Annotated in this window: 20 protein-coding genes; 17 read left to right on the top strand and 3 right to left on the bottom strand. The window is 48.6% G+C overall.

Translation table 11 applies throughout. The annotated features are described in order from the left end of the window. Positions 1-139 precede the first annotated feature (139 nt). From ACE5KN_RS04000 to ACE5KN_RS04040, 9 genes are all read left to right on the top strand, one after another. On the top strand, positions 140-1,138 hold the full coding sequence (locus ACE5KN_RS04000) for an ATP-grasp domain-containing protein (protein ID WP_375528108.1): 999 nt from the start codon (positions 140-142) through the stop codon (positions 1,136-1,138). A gap of 74 nt (positions 1,139-1,212) precedes the next feature. After that, complete coding sequence (locus ACE5KN_RS04005) at positions 1,213-2,559, top strand: diaminobutyrate--2-oxoglutarate transaminase (RefSeq protein ID WP_375528109.1); 1,347 nt, start codon at positions 1,213-1,215, stop codon at positions 2,557-2,559. Between the two features lie 8 nt (positions 2,560-2,567). Continuing rightward, a complete protein-coding gene (locus ACE5KN_RS04010; protein ID WP_375533038.1) occupies positions 2,568-3,998 on the top strand; it encodes an MFS transporter in 1,431 nt (476 codons plus the stop codon). Next, complete coding sequence (locus tag ACE5KN_RS04015; protein WP_375528111.1) at positions 3,967-5,649, top strand: IucA/IucC family protein; 1,683 nt, start codon at positions 3,967-3,969, stop codon at positions 5,647-5,649. The genes ACE5KN_RS04010 and ACE5KN_RS04015 overlap by 32 nt, the downstream gene beginning before the upstream one ends. Beyond that, positions 5,624-7,402 (top strand): IucA/IucC family protein, encoded by a 1,779-nt coding sequence (locus ACE5KN_RS04020; RefSeq protein ID WP_375528112.1) that lies wholly within the window; start codon positions 5,624-5,626, stop codon positions 7,400-7,402. Before ACE5KN_RS04015 ends, ACE5KN_RS04020 begins: the two co-directional genes overlap by 26 nt. Continuing rightward, on the top strand, positions 7,399-8,178 hold the full coding sequence (locus ACE5KN_RS04025; RefSeq protein ID WP_375528113.1) for an HpcH/HpaI aldolase family protein: 780 nt from the start codon (positions 7,399-7,401) through the stop codon (positions 8,176-8,178). Before ACE5KN_RS04020 ends, ACE5KN_RS04025 begins: the two co-directional genes overlap by 4 nt. Continuing rightward, positions 8,175-9,386, top strand: coding sequence for a type III PLP-dependent enzyme (locus ACE5KN_RS04030; protein WP_375528114.1), 1,212 nt, complete (start codon positions 8,175-8,177; stop codon positions 9,384-9,386). The genes ACE5KN_RS04025 and ACE5KN_RS04030 overlap by 4 nt, the downstream gene beginning before the upstream one ends. Next, entirely contained in the window at positions 9,383-11,212 is a 1,830-nt protein-coding gene (locus tag ACE5KN_RS04035; RefSeq protein WP_375528115.1) for an IucA/IucC family protein, read from the top strand. The genes ACE5KN_RS04030 and ACE5KN_RS04035 overlap by 4 nt, the downstream gene beginning before the upstream one ends. Positions 11,213-11,326: 114 nt before the next feature. Continuing rightward, positions 11,327-12,130 (top strand): M15 family metallopeptidase, encoded by an 804-nt coding sequence (locus ACE5KN_RS04040; protein ID WP_375528151.1) that lies wholly within the window; start codon positions 11,327-11,329, stop codon positions 12,128-12,130. Positions 12,131-12,193: 63 nt separating this feature from the next. Here ACE5KN_RS04040 and ACE5KN_RS04045 read toward each other — a convergent pair whose 3' ends face one another. After that, positions 12,194-13,507 carry an amidohydrolase family protein gene (locus ACE5KN_RS04045; protein WP_375528116.1) on the bottom strand — a complete coding sequence of 438 codons (1,314 nt, stop codon included), beginning with the start codon at positions 13,505-13,507 and terminating at the stop codon, positions 12,194-12,196. Between the two features lie 255 nt (positions 13,508-13,762). Between ACE5KN_RS04045 and ACE5KN_RS04050 the strand changes: the two genes are divergently transcribed. From ACE5KN_RS04050 to ACE5KN_RS04085, 8 genes are all read left to right on the top strand, one after another. Beyond that, the gene (locus tag ACE5KN_RS04050; protein ID WP_375528152.1) at positions 13,763-14,155 is read left to right on the top strand and encodes a MarR family winged helix-turn-helix transcriptional regulator; all 393 of its coding nucleotides are present in this window, start codon (positions 13,763-13,765) and stop codon (positions 14,153-14,155) included. 432 nt (positions 14,156-14,587) lie between these two features. Then, on the top strand, positions 14,588-14,959 hold the full coding sequence (locus ACE5KN_RS04055; protein WP_375528117.1) for a phosphotransferase: 372 nt from the start codon (positions 14,588-14,590) through the stop codon (positions 14,957-14,959). Continuing rightward, positions 14,956-15,159 carry a hypothetical protein gene (locus tag ACE5KN_RS04060; RefSeq protein WP_375533039.1) on the top strand — a complete coding sequence of 68 codons (204 nt, stop codon included), beginning with the start codon at positions 14,956-14,958 and terminating at the stop codon, positions 15,157-15,159. The genes ACE5KN_RS04055 and ACE5KN_RS04060 overlap by 4 nt, the downstream gene beginning before the upstream one ends. A 255-nt stretch (positions 15,160-15,414) precedes the next feature. After that, positions 15,415-16,500, top strand: a complete 1,086-nt coding sequence (locus ACE5KN_RS04065) for an NAD(P)-dependent alcohol dehydrogenase (protein ID WP_375533040.1) — start codon at positions 15,415-15,417, stop codon at positions 16,498-16,500. 281 nt (positions 16,501-16,781) lie between these two features. Then, a complete protein-coding gene (locus ACE5KN_RS04070; protein ID WP_375528153.1) occupies positions 16,782-18,257 on the top strand; it encodes a protein adenylyltransferase SelO in 1,476 nt (491 codons plus the stop codon). 148 nt (positions 18,258-18,405) lie between these two features. Then, complete coding sequence (locus ACE5KN_RS04075) at positions 18,406-18,897, top strand: SRPBCC family protein (protein ID WP_375528120.1); 492 nt, start codon at positions 18,406-18,408, stop codon at positions 18,895-18,897. 6 nt (positions 18,898-18,903) lie between these two features. Beyond that, positions 18,904-19,320 (top strand): DoxX family protein, encoded by a 417-nt coding sequence (locus ACE5KN_RS04080; protein ID WP_375528121.1) that lies wholly within the window; start codon positions 18,904-18,906, stop codon positions 19,318-19,320. Positions 19,321-19,353: 33 nt separating this feature from the next. Then, complete coding sequence (locus tag ACE5KN_RS04085; protein ID WP_375528122.1) at positions 19,354-19,848, top strand: SRPBCC domain-containing protein; 495 nt, start codon at positions 19,354-19,356, stop codon at positions 19,846-19,848. A gap of 68 nt (positions 19,849-19,916) precedes the next feature. On the opposite strand, the gene ACE5KN_RS04090 is transcribed toward ACE5KN_RS04085, so the two are convergent. Both ACE5KN_RS04090 and isdG read right to left on the bottom strand, forming a co-directional pair. Beyond that, positions 19,917-20,054: a hypothetical protein gene (locus tag ACE5KN_RS04090; RefSeq protein ID WP_355324100.1), complete on the bottom strand. Its 138-nt coding sequence runs from the start codon at positions 20,052-20,054 to the stop codon at positions 19,917-19,919. Positions 20,055-20,135: 81 nt separating this feature from the next. Further along, a complete protein-coding gene (gene isdG, locus ACE5KN_RS04095) occupies positions 20,136-20,483 on the bottom strand; it encodes a heme oxygenase (protein WP_375528123.1) in 348 nt (115 codons plus the stop codon).

Consider the following 20,483-nt stretch of genomic DNA (forward strand, 5'->3'; position numbering starts at 1 on the left):
AATCTGTTCACAGATATTGACAATGATAATCATTATCATTTATGCTGAGATTACCAGCATATGACTTACAAAATTTATAGAAGAAGTGATTTTTTGGGCGATCCTGCCCTGTCATCAAATCAATAGAGGGGAGTTTTTATTGAGCGTAAATAGCATTCATAACATGCAAAACAGGCTGATTCTTATTAAGGCAAAAGAAATGGGGATCGAAGGCAGGCTGCTTATCCCGGGCTGTGAGGATTTTTTAACACTGAAATATAAAGATAAAGAGCTGATCATCAATAAAACCCGCTCTGATCGGCTGCCGCTAATCGCCGGATTGCTCGTCAGAAACAAGGATGCTTGCAGTCTTTTATTACAAAGCAGAGGTCTGCCGGTGCCGGAATATATGACAGTATCCCAAATGAGCGGTGAGCTGACAGATTTTCTGAACAGAAATAAAAAAGTAGTTGTAAAACCGCTGGATGCCAGCCGCAGCATCGGGGTGACCGCAGGCATCGAAAAGAAAGCTGACCTTATAGATGCCATCCATACCGCAAGATTACATAGCGAGCTGGTCATTGTGCAGAAACACATCTCAGGTTATGACTGCCGGGTGCTGGTGATCGATGGTGAGGTGGCAGGTGTGCTGGAGTATCGACCGGCGTTTGTCGAAGGTGACGGTAATTCCACGATCGGGCAGCTAATAGATAGCCTTAATGAAGAGCGGCTTGGACGTCATGGCGCAAGGGAACTCGGAACCTTGAAAGTGATAAGAAAAGACTCCGAACGCCTGCTCAAGAACCTTGCAAGTCAAGGCAGGACACTTTGGAATATTTTGGAGAAAAAGGAACGTGTACAGCTGTTCTATAGCAGCGATATTGAAACGGCGGATGAAATTACAGAAATCGTCATTGACCGTACGGAGGAGATTTGTGAGACGAATGCCGAAATGGCTGTGCGGGCTGCACAGGCATTAAATATCGACGTGGCCGGCATTGATTTTCGTTGCGTGGATATAAGCCTGCCGTTAAATCCGGAGTCTGAAGGAATCCTTGAGGTTAACGCTTTACCTGATCTGACTGACCATGTCTTCCCGTTCCGGGGGAAGTCCAGAGACGTGGCGGGGGCTTACCTGCGGTATCTGTTTAAGGAATAATGCACGGCATCTGATCTCATCCGCCTTATAGGGGAACTATTCGCCAGACTACTGAAAAAGGAAGTGTAGGAATCATGATTCCGGTAAATGTCGAGAATGCATACTTGCAAATGCAGAACGAAAAAGAGTCCAATGCCAGGTCCTATCCGCGCCATTTCCCGCTCGTGATCAGCAAAGCGAAGGGAATGGTGGTGACGGACGTTGAAGGCAGACAATATTATGACTGCCTGTCAGGAGCAGGCACGCTGGCGCTCGGACATAACCATCAAGTCGTGATCAGGGCTATTGAGGACGTTTTGGACAAGCAGATCCCTTTGCATACGCTCGATTTGGCAACTCCCTTAAAGATCGAATTTATGCAGGAGATTTTCTCCATACTTCCTGAAGGCTTACGAGATACGGCTAAAATTCAGTTTTGCGGCCCGACAGGTGCGGATGCCGTGGAAGCCGCCATCAAATTGGTGAAGAACGCAACCGGAGGAAAATCCATACTGGCCTTCCAGGGCGGCTATCATGGCTCGACACAGGCTACCATGTCCATGAGCGGCAATCTGGACAAGAAGCAGCATCTGCAAAGTCTGCTGCCTGATGTACACTTCCTGCCATTCCCTTATGAATACCGCTGCCCTTTCGGCATTGGCCGGGGAGAGACGGCCAGAATCAGCGCCAGATATATCGAAAATGTATTGGATGACTGCGAAAGCGGAATCGCTGCTCCATGCGGTATGATTCTGGAGACCGTGCAAGGGGAAGGCGGCTCCATCCCCGCGGATATTGAATGGCTGCGAGAAATAAGACGTATCACTGCCGAGAGGGGAATTCCGTTAATCATCGATGAAGTGCAAACCGGTATTGGCCGCACGGGCAAAATGTTCTCTTTCGAGCATGCGGAAATTGTTCCGGATGTCATGATTAGCTCCAAAGCCATCGGGGGAGGCTTGCCCATGTCTGTTGTGATTTACAAGCAGGAGCTGGATCAATGGAATCCGGGAGCGCATACGGGCACATTCCGTGGCAATCAGCTGGCCATGGCTACAGGCTTGGCAACCTTAAAGTACATGAAGAGCAACCGTGTGCTTGAAAATGTGGAGCAGCGCAGCAGGCAGTTTTTCGCTTATCTGAATGGACTTAAAACCAAATACGTGGAAATTGGCGATGTGCGCGGAAGAGGGCTCATGATCGGTGTGGAAATGGTCAATCCAGCAGGCCCAAAAGATCAGCTCGGCCATTACCCGCCATTTGGAAAGCTGGCTTCCCTTGTGCAGGAGCGATGCTTTAAAAACGGGCTGATTATTGAAGTGGGCGGCCGCCACTCCGCCGTGATGCGCTTCCTGCCGCCACTTACGGTTACTGAGCATGAGGCTACGGAAGTGCTGTATATATTTGAGAAATCTGTAGAAGAAGCGATAGGCATGCTGTGATTAACAGGATGAAGGCTGAAAAAGCAAACAAACATATTATTTTATTGGCTATAACGAGCGGCGCTTTTTTATTGGTTTTGACGAACAGCGCTTTTAATGTTTTGCTGCCCGAGTTTGTGCGGATCTATGATATCTCGGCGGCGCTTGGCGGATGGATGATTACCCTGTACATGCTGGCAATGACGATGACCATGCCTTTGACCTCGCTCATCGTGGACCGGATCGGCAGAAAGAGAGCCTATATCATGGGGCTTGCCGTATACTGCGTGTTCTCTATTATGGGCGGGCTGTTTTATAAGCATATTGAGGTGGTATTGCTGGTACGCCTCATGCATGGTGCCGCCGCCGGACTGATGATTCCTTTGTCGCTGGTGCTGCTGTTTGATCATTACGGTCATGAAATGCGCGGCAGAATCACCGGATTATGGGGGATGCTGCTGATGGTCGCTCCGGCCATCGGTCCAACCCTGGGCGGATTGGTTATGGAATTCGGGGAAATCAAATTTTTGTTCTGGATCAATGTCCCCTTTGCCCTTTGTTCCCTGATTTTGTGCTGTACGCAAATTGCATCCTACCAGCCAGTCCGCCGCAAAACGTTTTACCCCGAAGGGGTGGTTCTTATGCTCTTTAGCATTTTTGCTATGAGTCTGGGAATTCATCTTATTTCGGTGAAGGCTGTTTCACTATGGCTGCCAGTAACACTGATGCTGCTGGGGACGGCTGCGGGAGTCCGTTTTATACAAAAAGAGAATGGGAGAACCGAGCCGCTAATCCGCTACCGGCTGCTGCAGGGGAATCCCGTTTATGCCATGACGGTGCTTATTTCCGCCATACAGGATTCCGTCATGTTTGGTGTCATTTTTGTGCTGCCGCTGCTGCTGCAGGAGGTGTTTCATTTCTCTCCTGCCATGACAGGAGCCATATTTATTCCGGCAGCCATATTTACAAGCATGTTCTCCTGGATCGGGGGCAGCTTTGTTGATAAAGGCAGATCATTAAATTTTATTGCATATGGCATTGTGCTCATTGCAGGTTCGGTGCTGGTGTTCGCCTTTTTTTCTCAGCAGGTATCCTTTTTCGTCATGGCCCTTATGATGGCGACCAGAGGAATGGGAAATGGCTTGTCCAGTTTAACGATAACCACGGTCGGGCTTAACTCATTGCCGGAGGAGGACTTGCATGAAGGCTCCGTGTTATCCAGTACGATCGAGCGTTTGGCATCCTCATTTGCGGTCATGCTGCTGGCCGTTTATTACGAAGTCCGCTGGCAAGCGATAGCATCCGCGGGAGAGACTGCCGAGCTTGCGAAATGGCTTGCCTTGAAAGAAGAGTGCTTCGCTTTAGGCATTCTGATGCTGGCGACATTGCCGCTTGTTCTAGTTGTGAAAAGGAAGAAGGTAGCTATCGATGTTGGAAACAGAAGACAATCTGCAGTCTGAAATCAAGGCCAATTTCCATCAGTGCAAGGTATTGTTGAACTGTTATATCCGGGAATTTTGTCAAGAGCATCCTGAGACGATCTCCATCAACCCCGGGGAAGGTACGTTCAAGCTTCGCTTTCCTGCAAGCGGCGTTCAAATCTGTGGAAGATTGTCTTTCTTCTCAGCAGCGGGAGAGCATGAATATGAAAGTTTTTATGTGGATGAAGGAAAAGCGCTGCATTATGCTGATTTGGTCCGTTGGATTATCCAAGAGCTGAAGCAGCATGACCCGTCCATTACGGCTGAACGGTCCGCTGTTTTCGCTGCCAAAGCAGAGAACAGCTATCATAAGCTGGCTCTGTTTCTGAAGCATGCCGCTGGCCAAGAGGTACAGGATTACTTGTCATCCGAGCAATCGCTGATTTATGGCCATCCGTTTCATCCTTTCCCGAAGAATACGAGGGGGTTTAGCGAACAGGAAGTAATGACCTATTGTCCGGAGCTGCACACCTCGTTTCAATTGTGCTATTTTGCCGTGCGGGAGGATGTCTTTGCAGAAGAATGGGTGGCGGAAGCGCGGCGATTTGATTTTTATGAACACGTGGATGAGCAGGTCCAGAGCATACTTGAGGAAAAAGGTGGCAGCTATTCCATACTGCCCGTTCATCCCTGGCAGTATGAGCATGTTCAGACCGTTCAGGCTGTGCAAGAGTATATAGACCAGGATAAGCTTATTCCGCTCGGAAGCTTTGGACCTATGGTCTATCCGACCTCTTCGGTGCGAACCGTGTATATCCCTGAGCTGCAATGCAACATCAAGCTCTCGCTGAATATACAGATTACAAATCTGCTGCGGAATAACGACCGGGAGCAAATGCGCAGAACGATGGATGCGGCAAATTATTTATTAAGAAAAAGCTGTTTTGCACAGGAGCCGAATACCCGCATCGCTTATGAGACAGGCGTCTGCACGTGCCGGTTCGCTGATGATGAAATTACCAAATTATTTACGCTGGCTTACCGTGCCGTCGATTTCGATGAATCGTCCACATATGTCCTGTCCAGCCTCGTAGAAGTGCCCCTGGCAGGCGGGCGGCCGCGGTTGTTTACACTAATCGGCAGTCAGGATATCAACGAGTGGTTCAGACGTTATCTGCAAATTTCCTTGCTGCCCATCGTTCGTATAGCCGAGCAGGAAGGCATTCATTTTGAGGCTCACTTGCAAAATGCTTTATTAACGATCAAGGATGGACTGCCACATACCTTTATCATCCGCGATCTGGAGGGAGTCAGCGTGGACAGGGAGAAGGCTGGCACGGACGAGGAGAAGAATGGACCTCTGTTCTATGCGAAGGAAGAGGCTTGGGCACGAACGGCTTACTATTTTTTTGTCAATCATCTAGGCTCCCTGATCCATGCGATAGCATACGGCGTGCGGGCTCCGGAGGAGCGTTACTGGAAGCTGGTCCGGGAAGCGCTGATGAAAGAAAATGCGAGGCAGGAGAACGAGTTTGTGCATTATTTGCTGAATGCCGATGTCTTTGATGCGAAAAAGAACCTGATGAGCTGTCTTGCAGGCAATAGTGAAAAACCGTCTTATATTCCAGTAGCCAACGTAATGAAGCATATAGGGAGTGAAACGAATGCAGACGATAAGCAGCTTGCATAACAGGGAGGCCTCGTGCCTGGAAGATGTAAGTGAAAGAATTATGCGCCAAACGCTGGAAGCCTTTATATATGAAGGGATTATGGATGTCGATAAATCTGGAAAAGAGTGGATCTTTACAGGGAAAGGGGCAGACGGAGGCAGTGTCCGGTATTCGTGCCAGGCAGACGAGAAGTGGTCTTTCGGCAGAATTAAAATCAAGCCGGGCTCCATCCGGAGAGAAGGAGATGCCTGCCGCAATATTTATACTTTTCTCGAAGAAGTCATTCAGAATAAGCTGGACGGACTGTTAGTGAATCAGTTTATTCAGGAGCTGCTGGAAACCCTGGTGAAGGACAAGCAGTCAAAGGAGCTGCAGGCAGAGCGAATTCCCGGGGAAGACAGACATTATGAAGCATTGGAAAGCCATATGACGGACGGGCACCCTTATCATCCAAGCTACAAATCCCGGATCGGCTTCTCTCTTGCAGACAACCTGGCCTACGGTCCCGAGTTTAACCAAAACGTACATATCCGGTGGATCGCGGTAAACAGGGAACTGGCTGATGTTGCCGTTTCTACAGAAACGTCCCTGGATGAAATTTACTCTCAGCATCTTACGGAAGACGAAATGACCCTGTTCAAGCAAATTGTGCAGGAGCGGGGCAGCAAGGATAAACAGTATGTTTTTCTGCCTGTTCATCCGTGGCAGTTGGGGCACCGGATTCAATCTCTCTTCGTTCAGCAATGGACGGATCAGGATATTGTTGATCTTGGAGCTTCGAGCAGTGCTTACAGGGCACAGCAATCGATCCGTTCCTTATCCCATCGCGGCAATGCCCAAGCCAGCTACATTAAACTCGCGCTGAGCATCACGAATACTTCAACAAGCCGCATCCTGGCTCATCACACAACGCAAAATGCGCCGCTCATCAGCAGCTGGCTGCACAAAATCATTCAGCATGACCCACTGCTGCAGCGGGAAGGATTTCAAATTTTAAGAGAGGTCATGGGAATATCTTTTCAATATGATAAGCTGCCGCCAGTGCAATATCGGTTGGCTTATGGCACGCTCGGTGCCATATACCGTGAGAATATCTCGACCTGTCTTGAAGCTAATGAAGAAGCATGGCCCTTGAACGCACTGTTTTATACCCAGAGAAACGGGGAGCCTTTCATTGAAGAAGCAATCGATCAATATGGAATCGTTGCATGGAGCAAGGAGCTGATCCGTACAGTGACACTGCCGATCATTCACCTGCTGTATGCCCACGGTATTGCGCTTGAATCTCACGCCCAAAATATCATATTGGTGGTTGAAAATAATTTTCCAAAAAGAATCATCATCAAAGACCTGCATGATGGCGTTCGCTATACGCCAGACAAGCTGCTGAAGCCGGACTGGGCGCCGAAATTGCACCCCGAGCCGGAAACTCATCGCAAGTTTAATCGATATTCATTTCTCCAGACGGAATCGGTGTCGGAAGTAAGAGATTATACCTTTGATGCTTTTTTCTTCATCTGCATGAGTGAAATCTGCTTTGCGCTTGAGAAGTTTGGGTTAAGTGAGCATGAGTTTTGGCAGATGTGCGCACAAACGATTCTAGACTACCAGCAGGAGCACCCGGAGTATCAGGAGCGATACGAGATGTTTGATTTATTTTCAGAGGCTGTGCTTGTAGAAGAAATGACCAAGAGACGGATTTATGGAGACGGGGAGCTGTATTTCCGGAATGTGAAAAATGCTTTGCGATTGGCAAAGGATCTGCTGTCATGAGAAAAAACAGACTGAAGGAAAAAATAAACCGAAGCGAAGCGGTCTACGGTTTGTTCGTGTCGATACCTCACCCGATTGTGGTTGAGCTAATCGGCCATGCGGAGTATGACTTTGTCATTATTGATTTTGAGCATGCGTCAACCAATATGGAAACGGTCGAAGAACTGGTCCGGGCCGCAGAGCTGCTGGAGATTACACCGCTTGTGCGCATATCCAGGGTGGACCGGATTGAAATCCTGAAGGTGCTGGACTGCGGCGCCCAGGGAATTGTCATTCCACATGTGGAACGCAAGGAACAGGTGGAAGAGGCTGTTCACTTTGCTTACTACCATCCCATTGGCGGAAGAAGTCTGAACAGCGGCCGGCCAGGTGTATTCGGGAAATATCCGTTAAACGAATATATAGCAGCGGCAAATGAAGAAATTATGATCGTGCCGATGATCGAAAGCGCGGAAGGCATTCGGCAAAGCGAAGCGATTTTGTCAGTACCGCAAATCAGCTTTGTGCTGGAGGGGGCGGCAGATTTGTCCCAGTCGCTGCAGGTGCCGTGGAAAACGGAGCATCCGGAGGTACAAAGAAATTTGGCGTACCTGTTTGAAGCAGCGGGACGCTCGAATGTCCCATATGCCGCCGTTTCAAGAAGTATAGACGGTCATAAAAAGTGGGCGGCAAAAGGTATTGGTATTTTTGTGCTGGGAGATGACCGGAACACAGCGTTCAGAGCCTACAGACAAAAGCTGATTGAATATCGAGGGACTGCCGGAGGGGAAGCATGAAAGAGAAGGTTGTAAATTTGATCCACGAACTGCGGGAAAGAAGCAGCGAGCCGATCTGTGCATATATTTATGATCTTGATGGCATCAGGCAGCATGTCAGCAACATGTTAAGCGTGATGCCTGCACAAGCAGGTCTGTTTTATGCGATCAAGGCCAATCCTGATGCAAGAATTATAGAAGCTTTACTGCCGCTCGTAACAGGGTTTGAAGTAGCGTCGGCCGGTGAACTGCTTAAGGTGAGAGGGGTATCCGAAACGGTTCCGGTTTTATTCGGAGGACCGGGGAAGAAAGATTATGAGCTTGAGCTGGCACTCAGCCATAATGTGTCCTATATCCATGTGGAAAGCCTGCTGGAATTAAGAAAGCTGATCCTGCTGGCGAGGGAGCGGAAAAAGGATACGCATGTGCTGCTGCGCATTAATCTGAGGACGGATACATTGCCGCAGACGAAGATTCAGATGGGTGGCCGTCCGAGCCCGTTTGGGTTGGATGAGCTGTTCATTGGAGAGGCTATTTCCCTGCTGGAAGGGGCAGATAATACTCATGTTCACTTCAGTGGTTTTCACTTTCATTCCTTATCCAACAACCTGCAGCCGGATGTGCATGCAGACATGGTTCACTATTACCTGCAAAAGGCGGCGGAATGGAAAAGCAAATACGATTTAGACATTAAAGTCATCAACGCAGGCGGCGGGATCGGGGTCTCCTATGATGATACGCCGGGTTTTGACTGGCAGCGATTTACCAGCTTGCTAGTACAAACTGAATTTCCGTCAGGCTTGGAGGATGTACAGCTCTATTTTGAGCCGGGAAGGGTGATTGTCGCCGATCACGGATACTACGCTGCAGAGGTTGTAGATATCAAGCCGTCACAGGGACAAAATTTTGCTGTGATCAGAGGCGGTACACACCATAACCGATTGCCTGCCTCATGGGGGCATAATCATCCTTTTTATGTTGTTCCTGTTGAAAGCTGGCCGTACCCGTTTCCAAGGCCGGAAATCAGGCAAGGGAAGGTAACGGTCGTTGGCGAGCTGTGTACGCCCAAGGACCGGCTTCATACAGATGCCGAAGTGGAAAGCTTGCGTGTGGGGGATGTGCTGATTTTTGAAAAATCGGGCGCCTATTGCTGGACGATTTCTCACCATGATTTCCTGGGACACCCGCATCCGGAATTTTATTATATTACGGGAGGGGAATATCAATGAGGCAGCATGCCACGGCTCAGGTTCAGAGCAAAACGGCTGAACAGCGGATTATGAAGGACTTGCTGGATGCGTTCATCGCGGAGCGATTTTTTAACATAAACGGAACCTCTGTAACACCGCTCTCAGCAGTGCCCGCCAATGTCCGGCAGCTTTATCCCGGGTATAAAGACGCTCTGGTATATACCGGTGAAATCTGCTTTCTACTTGAGGAAAGCTGCAGGCAGGGAGTTCAGTGGGTACCGGATTCTCCTATATATCACGATAAAAATCAAGAATGGGTTGAACTGAACACACCGAGCGAGCTGGCCCAAATCGTGCTGCACAGCTCATTATCCCCAGAGGCTTATGCGCATCCAGGGGTGCAGGAATTTTTGGATGGCTTGAAGGTGGCTGTTCAGCAGCTGAACCTGAGCCTGGAGCGGTTGGCGGACCAGTTTGCTTCTGTACCCGAGACATCTTATGACTGGTATGTGACAGGAGAGCGGATTGCCTCGCTGCGTGACAGGCCGTTTCATCCGCTTGCGAAAGCAAAGGCAGGTCTCTCCGCGGAGGATTATCAGCAGTATATGGCGGAATTTTCCAATCCAATTGGCTTGCGGTGGGTGGCAATAAACAATGATTCCATTGTTAAAGGATGCCCGGAAGGCCGGATAGAAGCGCTTGATGTGTTGAACGAACGGGAAAGAGCGGCCATTGAAACTGAATTGGGGGAGAAAGGAATACCGAGGGAACAGTACACGATCATCCCCGTGCATCCATGGCAGCTGGAAAATATCATTCAGCCCAACTATCAGGCGGAGATCGCGGGTAAAACTGTTGTGATATTGGAGGCACAGGCAGGCGAATTTCTGGCAACCTCCTCGGTGCGCTCTTTAACGGCGGTGACTGCATCAACCCGAATGTTAAAGCTTCCGCTAAGCGTGAAATCGCTCGGCGCTGCCAGGTATCTTCCTGTTGTAAAGCTGCTGAACGGCTTGGCCGGTGAGCGGATGTTCCGCCAGGCCATCACCTGTGACGAAACGCTCGCGGGGCGAGTATTTTTATGCGAAGAACAGCATTGGTGGGGGTATATGCCTGAATCGATGGGGTTATTCGATGATCATCCTCGCCATTTGGCAGCACAGGTAAGAATTTATCCGCACGAAGTTTTGCAGGAAGGATATAAAATCATACCCATGTCCTCATTGGGTGTGGTACTGGCCGGGAATCATCATTTTCTCAGCACCATTCTGGGAGGAACACCTTCCAAAGCAGAAGTGCTCGCATTTTATACAGAGCTTTCAGCAGTATTTTACGATATTGTCATGAGATTGTTTAAAGTGGGCATTGTACCGGAGATCCACGGGCAGAATTGCTGCCTTGTGTTAAAGGATAACAGGATTGCCGGCCTGCTGTTCCGGGACCATGATTCGGTGCGGCTGCATCAGCCGTATTTGGACAGGCACGGGATCGCGGATCCGGGGTATCATATCAGACCGGGGTATTCCAACAGCTTGTACAATGAAACACTGGAAAAATTGATTTTCTACGTCCAAACGCTTGGCACACAGGTCAACCTGGCTTCGATTATGGAAGCCTTGTCCGAGGCTTATAGGATTCCGGAAAGCATCTTTTGGAAGATAACCGAAGCGAAATTAAGGGAAGCTTTAAATACCATCGATATTCCGGAGGCGGACCGGAGCAGGCTGCACAAGGCGCTTTTTGAGCAGGAGGAATGGCCGGTAAAACTGATCATTCGTCCGCTCTTGGAGGCCGACGGCGTCCCGGGAGCGATGCCATCCGGGAAGGGCAGCGGGTATAATCCGTTTTTTAAAAATAGCTTTTAGATACAGAGGCGGTTTCTGATCATCAGAAGCCGTCTATCTTTTTGCGGTTTTCGCATAAAAAGGATACAATGTAGGATGTAGATCGGGGGTACATACGTGTTGAAAAGAAATGGAATGTTTTATGTGGGGCTGCTGCTTGTCTGTGTGGGATTAGCAATTCTGCTGCCGGCGTGCGACAAGGGCCAAACCCTTCAGTCTCACGAAGCCAATACCAACAAGACAGGCAGGTCCCAGCAGGAGGGAGCGAAAGCGGAAACGACACCTGCCTCAGAGGGGGAAACCAACAAGCCGGACAGCCCGGATAGCGACTCCCTGCCTGTGGTTGCCGATCCGGATGTGGTGACCGTGCTGGTGAATAAACAGATCAGACTCCCGGAAAATTACATCCCCGCTGGTTTAGTTTATCCGAATGTCCGCTTTATTTTCAAAGAAAAGATCGAGAAACGGATGCTGCGCAAAGAAGCCGCTCAAGCGCTTGAGACGATGTTCAATGCCGCCAAGAAGGACGGAATCTATCTCGCAGGGGTGTCCGGCTATCGTTCGGAAGCAAGACAGAAGGTTATTTTTAATCAATATGCCGCCAAAGACGGTGAAGAAAAAGCCAAAACCTACAGCGCCTATCCGGGAACAAGCGAGCATCAAACCGGACTGGCCATCGATGTATCGGGCAGTGCTGGAAAGTGTGCGGCAGAGTCCTGCTTTGCGGGCACGCCGGAAGCGGAATGGCTCGCTGCCCATGCGCCCGATTACGGATTTATTATCCGCTATCCGGAAGGTAAAGAAAGCATTACCGGTTACAAATACGAACCGTGGCACATCCGCTATGTAGGCGTTGAGCTTGCCCAAGAGATCAGCGCTAAGGGAATCACACTGGAGGAATACTTTGGAGAAGCCGTTCCTGTGACGACTCAGCCTTAATGGTTCGGTTCAATTCGTAAAAAAGGGAAGGGGGACGTGATCCCTTTTCCCTTTTTTCAACATTTAGCTAATCGGTTGCTGAACGCCTTTGAGCCATACGGCTTGAATGGACAAGCTATCCGAAATCTTGGTTGTCGGGTCGCCATCGACCAGCACGAGGTCAGCACGTGCACCTTCGGCAATGCGGCCGCGGTCATGAAGATGAAAGCGGCGGGCTGTTGTGGAGGTAGCCGCCCGCAGTGCTTCCAGCGGAGTGAAGCCTGCCTTAACCAGCAATTGCATTTCATGATGAACGCTGGCACCGTGGGCAAGACCGCCAAGCTGCGGTACGGGAACCGGAGAAACATCCGTACCGACCAGAATATCGACCCCGGCATGGTGCAAATCCATCACGTTTTTAAAACTGTTCTCCAAATTTCCTTGCGGGAAGGTGCTGAAGCTGGAGTTCAGGATATCGATCCATTCCGGACTTAATTTGGAATACACGCGCGGATCATCAGCTAATTCCGATGCCGAATTTCCAATGATGGATGCATTTAATACCAGGCATGGTATCACGAAAACGCCAGCATCTGCAATGGATTTTACCAGCTCAGATGTTGAGTCGGGCCGATCCATAAACAGGTGCCCCAAACCGTCCACGCAAAGATCGATAGCGGTTTGCGAGGAGCGGGCGGTCAATACGTGGGCAATGACCTGTTTATTAAACTTGTGGGCTTCGTCCACGGCTGCTTTTAAAATATCGTCACTTAGTAAAGGCAATCCAGGTGCAGCCATGACCGTTCCTTCTTCAATCATGATTTTAATATAGTCAGCGCCATTCCCCACTTGGGCGTGCACGTGTTTGATTGCTTCTTCAATCGTTGTAACCTGCGGCACTTCTGCGTGATCATGTGCATAAGCGGCCAGCATTGCCTCCCGTTCTTCCTCTGACAGCTTCTCCAGTTCCTTCATTATAAATTCAGGGATTTCACCATCATCGGGCAGCAGCTCATCCGGATGACCGCCAGGAGCGGTGACCGCCGTACCGGCAGAACGCACGTCTGCGATATCATGCAAATTTACCAGCTGTATCTCACGGCCTCTCTTCGTAAAATCACCATTCATTTCGAGTTCCGTCGTTACACCGAATTTTACTGCATCCCGTAATCCGCCAATGGAAGTATGAACATGCGCATCAATCAAGCCAGGCAGCAATGTTGCATTTTTTGCGTCGATCACTGTGGCGTCTGCCGGAATTTCTCCCCCAACTGCAATAATTTTTTCCCCTTTGATGACAATAGTTCTTGCACTGATCACATTTTCCCCGTCAAAAATATGAGCATTTGTAATAGCCGTAATCTTTTCCGATGAAAGAATTTGCTTTTCGTTTGTCATAACGTTGTCCTCCTGTTTCATCTTTGGATTGATTAAATACTAACAGTTAGAAAACTAACTGTCAACAAACTGAATTTTTATATATATTTCTATGAATGACTCAATTTCATTCAAGCATAGCCCAAGCACAGGCGCATTGACAGGTAAGCGAACTCTTTGTATAGTTGTTTTGTTAACAGTTAGATATCTAATTATTTCTTTGTATATAGGAGGACCCAAAAGATGGATCGAAAGGATACACCGTTATTGGATTTGATGCAGGTGATCGGCCTCAAGCTGAAGAAAAGAGCGGATGACAGTATCAAAGAGCTGGGGTTAAATGCTCATCAGGGCAAAGTAATCAGCTATATTCATGAGAATCAGGATAAGGCTTTAATTCAAAAGGACCTGGCCGATCGTTTTCATCTGCGCGGCGCCAGCATAACAAGTATGCTGCAGGGCCTTGAAAAAAAGGGATTTATTGAGCGCAAAATTCCGGCCAATAATGAACGGCAAAAAAACATTTATGTTTTACCCAAAGGCATTGAATTAATTGAAGCCTTTAATGAGTCCTTTCAAAAGGTGGAGGACGATATTGTCCAACCTTTAACAGAAGAGGAGCAGCAGACACTCAAGAAATTACTGATAAAGGTTAACCAGCACCTATAATCTATTCTGTCCGGAGAAAAGCAAGGCGCATTATACTGCTGATCTCATAGGCATCTTCTGATGAAGATGTCTATTTGCATTGTGAATGGAGGATAGTTCCTGTTCGAAGCATTCCACATTTTTCAATTTGGTTACAACTTGTATGCGGAATGGAAACAAACAAACGCTAGAATAGAAGCGTTGCATTTTTCAAGGCCTTGCGGCATGCGGGTATTGATGCGACAATGTACAAAATCAGAGGGGCAGGGCATATCGGCTTTGTGCAGCCGCATACGATGGAAGTAGTGAAGCAGTTTTTTATCAAGCACTTGAAAGCCGGTAATTAAGATGCACATCAATTTAAGAATCAAGCCGTTGCCAAGCGGCTTGATTTTTTTCGTCAGTTCGCAGAGTGTTAGTCTATTGACGTGAATTTCTTTGAAGGGGACCAGAATGATTAATGAACTGATCAGACGTTACTGGCCCGCTTATAGCGGAAGGCTGGAAAAGCGTCCAGGAGGCTGGAATAATACAACTTTTTTTGTAGAAGGCAATCGGTACAAGGGCATATTTCGGATCTATGAAACCCATAAAGACCATGAGAAAATCCGGTTTGAGCACGCCGTATTGGAGGCGCTTCAGCACCAGCCCTTGAGCTTTAAGGTTCCGGCGCCGGTGAGAACTGCAGATGGTGACACGCTTGTTCAATTGGGGGCGGACGAAGGAAAATATCCTTGCTCAAAGGATGAAAAAGTTATGAATAGGGCAAGCCTGACAATGTATATATCTTTCTTAACAAAAAGCGATTTGCGGGGTGGAGTATGAAACCGGCGTCTGAAAGTCCTTTTCAGGTGTATGTAGTAGAGATGTCTTCAATTAAAAAGTTTATTCTGCTCGAGATCGGATTGGGATCGCTGATTTATAACCTGTGGCTGGTGGTGCTACATAATGCCCTGCTGGCAGGGTCAAGCGGTTGGGTGACTACGGAAGTTATTAAGCGGGCGCTCAAGCTGTTCAAGTTGTAATCGAAGGTTTTCATACATTATGTTGACCTTAATTGTCTGGAAGATGGATCAGCAAACTTTGTAAATTTTTGAAGAATATACAGGACAACCCATCTTGATCTGTCTTTGACTGGATTTGACTCAAAATCGAAACTGATGTAGAGCGACTGCCAGTCACACAATTTCAGATATTACAAAAGAGCTGGATATGGACAATAATGGAGACAATCATTAGATCTCGTTGAAATTAAATGAAAACCATCTATTTCAGATGAGTTGAATGACTTTTTTGAAGATAATACAGTATATCCACATAAGCCTGAATGGAGAATGACCATGGGAGAAAATGTGAACGATACAGGCTTACTCGGCAAACACGACACCAACACGATGACTGCAATGGTATATGATTCCTATGGAACGCTAGAAGTTCTCCGAATAGAAGAGGTGGATATCCCTGCGCCGAAAGAGCATGAAGTGTTGGTCGAGATCCATGCGACATCGGTTAATTCCTGGGATTGGGATCTTCTCCGTGGGAAACCTTACATTAACCGCCTTGGAGGGATCCGCCAACCACGTTATCGGATTCTTGGTGCGGACATCGCAGGGCGGGTAATCGCGGTTGGATCGGCTGCCAAACGATTCAGACCGGGGGACGAAGTGTTCGGGGATCTTTCCGGCTGTGGCTGGGGTGGATTTGCGGAGTATGTATGTGCAAGTGAGGATGCTTTGACACCAAAGCCAACCGGGCTTAGCTTCGCGCAGGCGGCGGCTATTCCCCAAGCGGCCGTTCTAGCTTTACAGGGTCTGCGCGATAAAGGAAATCTGCAAAAGGGGCAGCGTGTTCTTATTAATGGAGCCGGTGGCGGGGTTGGGACATTTGCGATTCAATATGCAAAATTGTACGGGGCAGAAGTGACCGGTGTTGATCGTGCTGAGAAGCTAGATATGCTGCGTTCAATAGGGGCTGATCATGTGTTGGATTATACGATAGAGGACTTCACAGTGAGGGGGCTAAAATACGACTTGATCCTCGATGTAGTCGGAAATCGTTCCATTTTCGCTTTGAAGCGCGCATTAAAGTTAGGTGGTACCTATGTCATGGTCGGCGGCTCTATGCCTCGCATTCTCCTGGCTCTGTTGGCAGCTCCGTTAGTTGCTCAGTTTGAAAGGAAGAAAATAGCGTTGCTCATACATAGGCCGAACCACGGGGATCAAATGGTTTGGAAGGAGCTTGTCGAATCAGGGCAAGTCCAGCCGGTTATTGATCGGCAGTATCCGTTAAGCGACGCATCCCAGGCGCTTCGTGATATTGGGGAGGGGCGTGTGAAAGGAAAAGTCGTCGTTTGCATGAAAAATTAGGCGGCTGCTTGATCAGCCGGTGCCCGGGCTTTATGGTCCTTCCTCCGATGATATCGCGGCGATGGCCGAATAACGAAAGAAAGAACTATATATTGCATTTTGACAAAAGGTCAAGAGCCGAGCGAACTGTCCGCTGTTCTTGACCTTTTATGCTGGCATTATGAGCAATTCACTTGCAGGTTCTTAAAAAATAGTTTGGAGCAGAAAAATGGAGTTAGGGTATAATACACGAAAGAAAGTAAAAAATAAGCGGCGAAAATTTAATGAAAATAGGTGCTGGTATGATGGAGAACAAAGCAATCCAGAAAGCAGGCTGGAATTTCGATAACAGTTATGCAGATCTCCCCCAATTATTCTACAGCAGACTTCAACCCACTCCCGTGCGCTCCCCCAAGCTTATAGCATTTAATCATTCCTTGGCAGAGTCTCTTGGGCTGCATGCTCAAGCTTTGCAAAATGATGAGGGGGCAGCGATATTTGCCGGGAACGTTATGCCCGCAGGGGCTTTGCCTATTGCCCAGGCTTATGCAGGACATCAATTTGGAAATTTTACGATGCTGGGTGACGGGCGGGCGCTGCTGCTCGGTGAGCAAATAACCCCTGATGAACAGCGCTACGACATTCAGCTGAAAGGTGCGGGGCGAACGCCTTATTCCCGCGGCGGGGACGGCCGGGCCGCGCTTGGTCCGATGCTGCGTGAATACATCATCAGCGAAGCGATGCATGGACTTGGAATTCCTACTACCCGCAGTCTTGCGGTAGCTGAAACGGGAGAAACGATCCTGCGTGAAACGGAGCTGCCGGGTGCTGTTCTGACGCGTATCGCTGCCAGCCATTTGCGTGTCGGCACCTTCCAATATGCAGCAGGGTGGGGAACGAAAGAGGACCTGCAGGCATTGGCAGATTATACACTGCGGAGACATTTTCTTCATGCTGATTTAGGTGATAACCGCTATCTGGTTCTGTTACGAGAAGTCATCCGCCGGCAGGCTGCGCTGATCGCGAAATGGCAGCTCGTCGGCTTTATACACGGAGTGATGAACACGGACAACATGGCTCTTAGCGGGGAAACGATTGATTATGGTCCATGTGCATTTATGGATGTGTACAACCCAAGCACGGTCTTCAGCTCCATCGATGTTCAGGGGCGTTATGCCTATGGTAACCAGCCTCATATCGGCGCCTGGAATTTGGCCAGATTTGCGGAAACCTTGCTGCCGCTCCTGCATGACGAGCAGAAGCAGGCGATCCGCCTGGCCGAGGACGAGATCGCAAATTACCACGAGCTGTTTCAGCGGAACTGGCTCTCGGGAATGAGGGCAAAGCTGGGATTGTATAATGAAGAAGAGCAGGACCAGTCGCTTGTGGATGACCTGCTCCGCCTGATGGAGCAGCACCAGGCGGATTATACCAATACGTTTCTGGCGTTAACTTTTGATAAGCAGGAGGACAACGCTTTGTTCGGTTCCTCTGAATTTACCCGTTGGCATGAACGGTGGCAGGAGAGACGCGTTAGGCAGGAGGAATCCCTTGAATCCTCGCAGCAGCTAATGCGCAGCAGCAATCCTGCGCTGATTCCCCGCAATCATCGGGTGGAGGAAGCGCTTGAAGCTGCCGTGCACCATGAAGATTTGAATGTGATGCAGCGGCTGCTGAAAGCTCTTGCCAACCCCTTCGAGCATTCCTCCGAGCAAGCGGAGTACTGCGAGCTGCCTGTGCCATCTGGACGACCGTACCGCACCTTCTGCGGCACTTGATTTTATATCATGATGGAAATTAACGCATTCAAGCGAAAGCCTGGGTGCGTTTTTTTAAACTGATTTGAGAATATTCCTTGACAGGAATATTCTCAAAAAGGTATATTAGAGACATGAATTCGAGACCAAGCCAAGGAGAGCTGATATAATGGAACATTTTAAATCATCTGGCAATACTATTACCTCTGTTATCGACCGGGAAATCGTGGTCAACCGGGTATTTGATGCGCCGCGTGAACTGGTATTTACAACATGGACGGATCCCGAGCATTTGACCCATTGGTGGGGGCCAAAGGGCTTCACCATCACGGTTCAAGAATTCGATGTCAGACCTGGAGGTGTATGGCGTTATATCATGCACGGGCCGGATGGAACGGATTATCTGAACAAGATCACTTATCGGGAAGTCGTAAGTCCGGAGAAGCTCGTCTATTCCCATGGAGACGGTGATGAAGATGAATCGTTCCGGGTGACGGTTACGTTTGCGGACCAGGGGAAGCATACCGAGCTTACGATGCACATGCAGTTCAAAACAGTAGAGGAACTGGAACATGTGGTCAAAGAGTATGGAGCGCTTGAAGGAGCCAAATCGACATTTGACCGTCTTGCAGAACGATTAACAGTTGTTACAGGAGGCTGATGATCAATGAAAAAGCTTGCGATTCCCTATTGGATATTCACCGTGCTGCTGGCGGCATTAATGGGGCTGGGGGCGATTCCTGATATATTGTCTGCTCCCGAGGCTGTTACCATGTTCGAGCACTTGGGCTACCCCGCATATCTGCTTCCTTTTATAGGAATTGCCAAATTATTGGGGGTTGTGGCCATTCTTGTTCCAGGTTTTCCGCGAATCAAGGAGTGGGCATATGCCGGACTATGTTTTGATTTGACGGGAGCCATGTATTCAAATATCGCTGTGGACGGATTTTCGGGCGGTACGCTCGTTTTTCTTGTCGGTTATCTGTTAATCGCGGGATCTTATGTTTATTACCATAAAAGACGGAAAACGGCCGCGCAGAATTCATTGAACCAGCTATCCGGCAGCACATTTCAAGTGAAGTAAAATACCAAATTTATTATCTTCAGGAGGGACAGTATGTCCAAAACTGCTGAGTTAGTTATCACACGCACAATTAATGCTCCGCGGGAGCTTGTATTCGAAGCGTTTACGCAAAAGGAGCATTTGAAGCATTGGTGGGGTCCTGCGGGTTGGGAGATGGAAGTGATCAAGCTGGATCTTCGTCCAGGGGGGATCTGTCATTACTGCCTGCAAGCCGATGGAAATGTGATGTGGAGCAAGTTCGTTTACCGTGAAATTTCCGCGCCTGAGAAGGTGATCTATGTCAGCTCCTTCGCGGATGAAGAGGGCAATACAAACCGGGGTCCGTTCAGCGAGACGTGGCCGCTGGAGGTTCTGAATACTTTGACATTCTCAGAGCAAAACGGAAAGACGATGATTACTCTTCACGCAGTGCCATTAACGACAGCAGAGGAAGAGTTGGAAACCTTCAAGTCGATCCTTGACAGCATGCAGCAAGGCTTTGGTGCAGCCTTTGAGCAATTGGATCAGTATTTGGCGGCTAAGGGGTAAAAGCAATGCAAAATACGGGGATGAACAAGCATACAGCCTGTTCATCCCTTTTTTTAATTGGATTCGTTTTAGACAGACGGACGGTTAGGAATATGGAACTTGCCCATATTGGTGTTCGTTGTCGGATGCTCTTTGCCGCTCTCCACGTTGCTGCTTTTGTCCGCCGTTGACTGCATTTTTTGCTTTAAGGATTTGTTTTTGCCCAAATTTGTTACCTCCACGGAAGTTTTAAGGTTACATTAAACAGTATGGATGTTAGAACAAAATCCGATTCACTTAAACAAACCTTATGCCCGCATATCCGTCAACTGAGGAGAATCGATGTCGGTCAGCGGCTGTCTGATAATTTTGACCTCATAAAAAGTAATCTTGTTGTCCAGTATGTAATCCGGTATCTCACGGTGGGAATGAGATTCACGGAAAGCATCGCTGCGTGTCCAGGCCTGAAAATGCTCTTTGGAGACCCAGCGCGTGCTGATCGTAACCTCGTCGTGGTCCTTGGTGTTCTCCGTCAACAGCACCTCCAGCCCCAGAAATCCCTCCATCATTTCCACTTTTCCCGTTTTGTTAAAACGCTCGATCAGTTTGTCGGCGTTGCCTTTCGTAATTTGCGAGGTGTTCGTTACAATTATCAT

It is taken from the genome of Paenibacillus terreus (genome assembly GCF_042138595.1).
Taxonomy (GTDB): Bacteria; Bacillota; Bacilli; order Paenibacillales; family Paenibacillaceae; genus Paenibacillus; species Paenibacillus terreus.

What these genes read in the sequence shown, in the direction of transcription:
- ACE5KN_RS04005 (WP_375528109.1), top strand. Translation starts at nt 1,213, where the DNA reads ATGATTCCGGTAAATGTCGAGAATGCATACTTGCAAATGCAGAACGAA.
- ACE5KN_RS04010 (WP_375533038.1), top strand. Translation starts at nt 2,568, where the DNA reads ATGAAGGCTGAAAAAGCAAACAAACATATTATTTTATTGGCTATAACG.
- ACE5KN_RS04015 (WP_375528111.1), top strand. Translation starts at nt 3,967, where the DNA reads ATGTTGGAAACAGAAGACAATCTGCAGTCTGAAATCAAGGCCAATTTC.
- ACE5KN_RS04020 (WP_375528112.1), top strand. Translation starts at nt 5,624, where the DNA reads ATGCAGACGATAAGCAGCTTGCATAACAGGGAGGCCTCGTGCCTGGAA.
- ACE5KN_RS04025 (WP_375528113.1), top strand. Translation starts at nt 7,399, where the DNA reads ATGAGAAAAAACAGACTGAAGGAAAAAATAAACCGAAGCGAAGCGGTC.
- ACE5KN_RS04030 (WP_375528114.1), top strand. Translation starts at nt 8,175, where the DNA reads ATGAAAGAGAAGGTTGTAAATTTGATCCACGAACTGCGGGAAAGAAGC.
- ACE5KN_RS04035 (WP_375528115.1), top strand. Translation starts at nt 9,383, where the DNA reads ATGAGGCAGCATGCCACGGCTCAGGTTCAGAGCAAAACGGCTGAACAG.
- ACE5KN_RS04040 (WP_375528151.1), top strand. Translation starts at nt 11,327, where the DNA reads ATGTTTTATGTGGGGCTGCTGCTTGTCTGTGTGGGATTAGCAATTCTG.
- ACE5KN_RS04045 (WP_375528116.1), bottom strand. Translation starts at nt 13,507, where the DNA reads ATGACAAACGAAAAGCAAATTCTTTCATCGGAAAAGATTACGGCTATT.
- ACE5KN_RS04050 (WP_375528152.1), top strand. Translation starts at nt 13,763, where the DNA reads ATGCAGGTGATCGGCCTCAAGCTGAAGAAAAGAGCGGATGACAGTATC.
- ACE5KN_RS04055 (WP_375528117.1), top strand. Translation starts at nt 14,588, where the DNA reads ATGATTAATGAACTGATCAGACGTTACTGGCCCGCTTATAGCGGAAGG.
- ACE5KN_RS04060 (WP_375533039.1), top strand. Translation starts at nt 14,956, where the DNA reads ATGAAACCGGCGTCTGAAAGTCCTTTTCAGGTGTATGTAGTAGAGATG.
- ACE5KN_RS04070 (WP_375528153.1), top strand. Translation starts at nt 16,782, where the DNA reads ATGATGGAGAACAAAGCAATCCAGAAAGCAGGCTGGAATTTCGATAAC.
- ACE5KN_RS04075 (WP_375528120.1), top strand. Translation starts at nt 18,406, where the DNA reads ATGGAACATTTTAAATCATCTGGCAATACTATTACCTCTGTTATCGAC.
- ACE5KN_RS04080 (WP_375528121.1), top strand. Translation starts at nt 18,904, where the DNA reads ATGAAAAAGCTTGCGATTCCCTATTGGATATTCACCGTGCTGCTGGCG.
- ACE5KN_RS04085 (WP_375528122.1), top strand. Translation starts at nt 19,354, where the DNA reads ATGTCCAAAACTGCTGAGTTAGTTATCACACGCACAATTAATGCTCCG.
- isdG (WP_375528123.1), bottom strand. Translation starts at nt 20,483, where the DNA reads ATGATAATTGTAACGAACACCTCGCAAATTACGAAAGGCAACGCCGAC.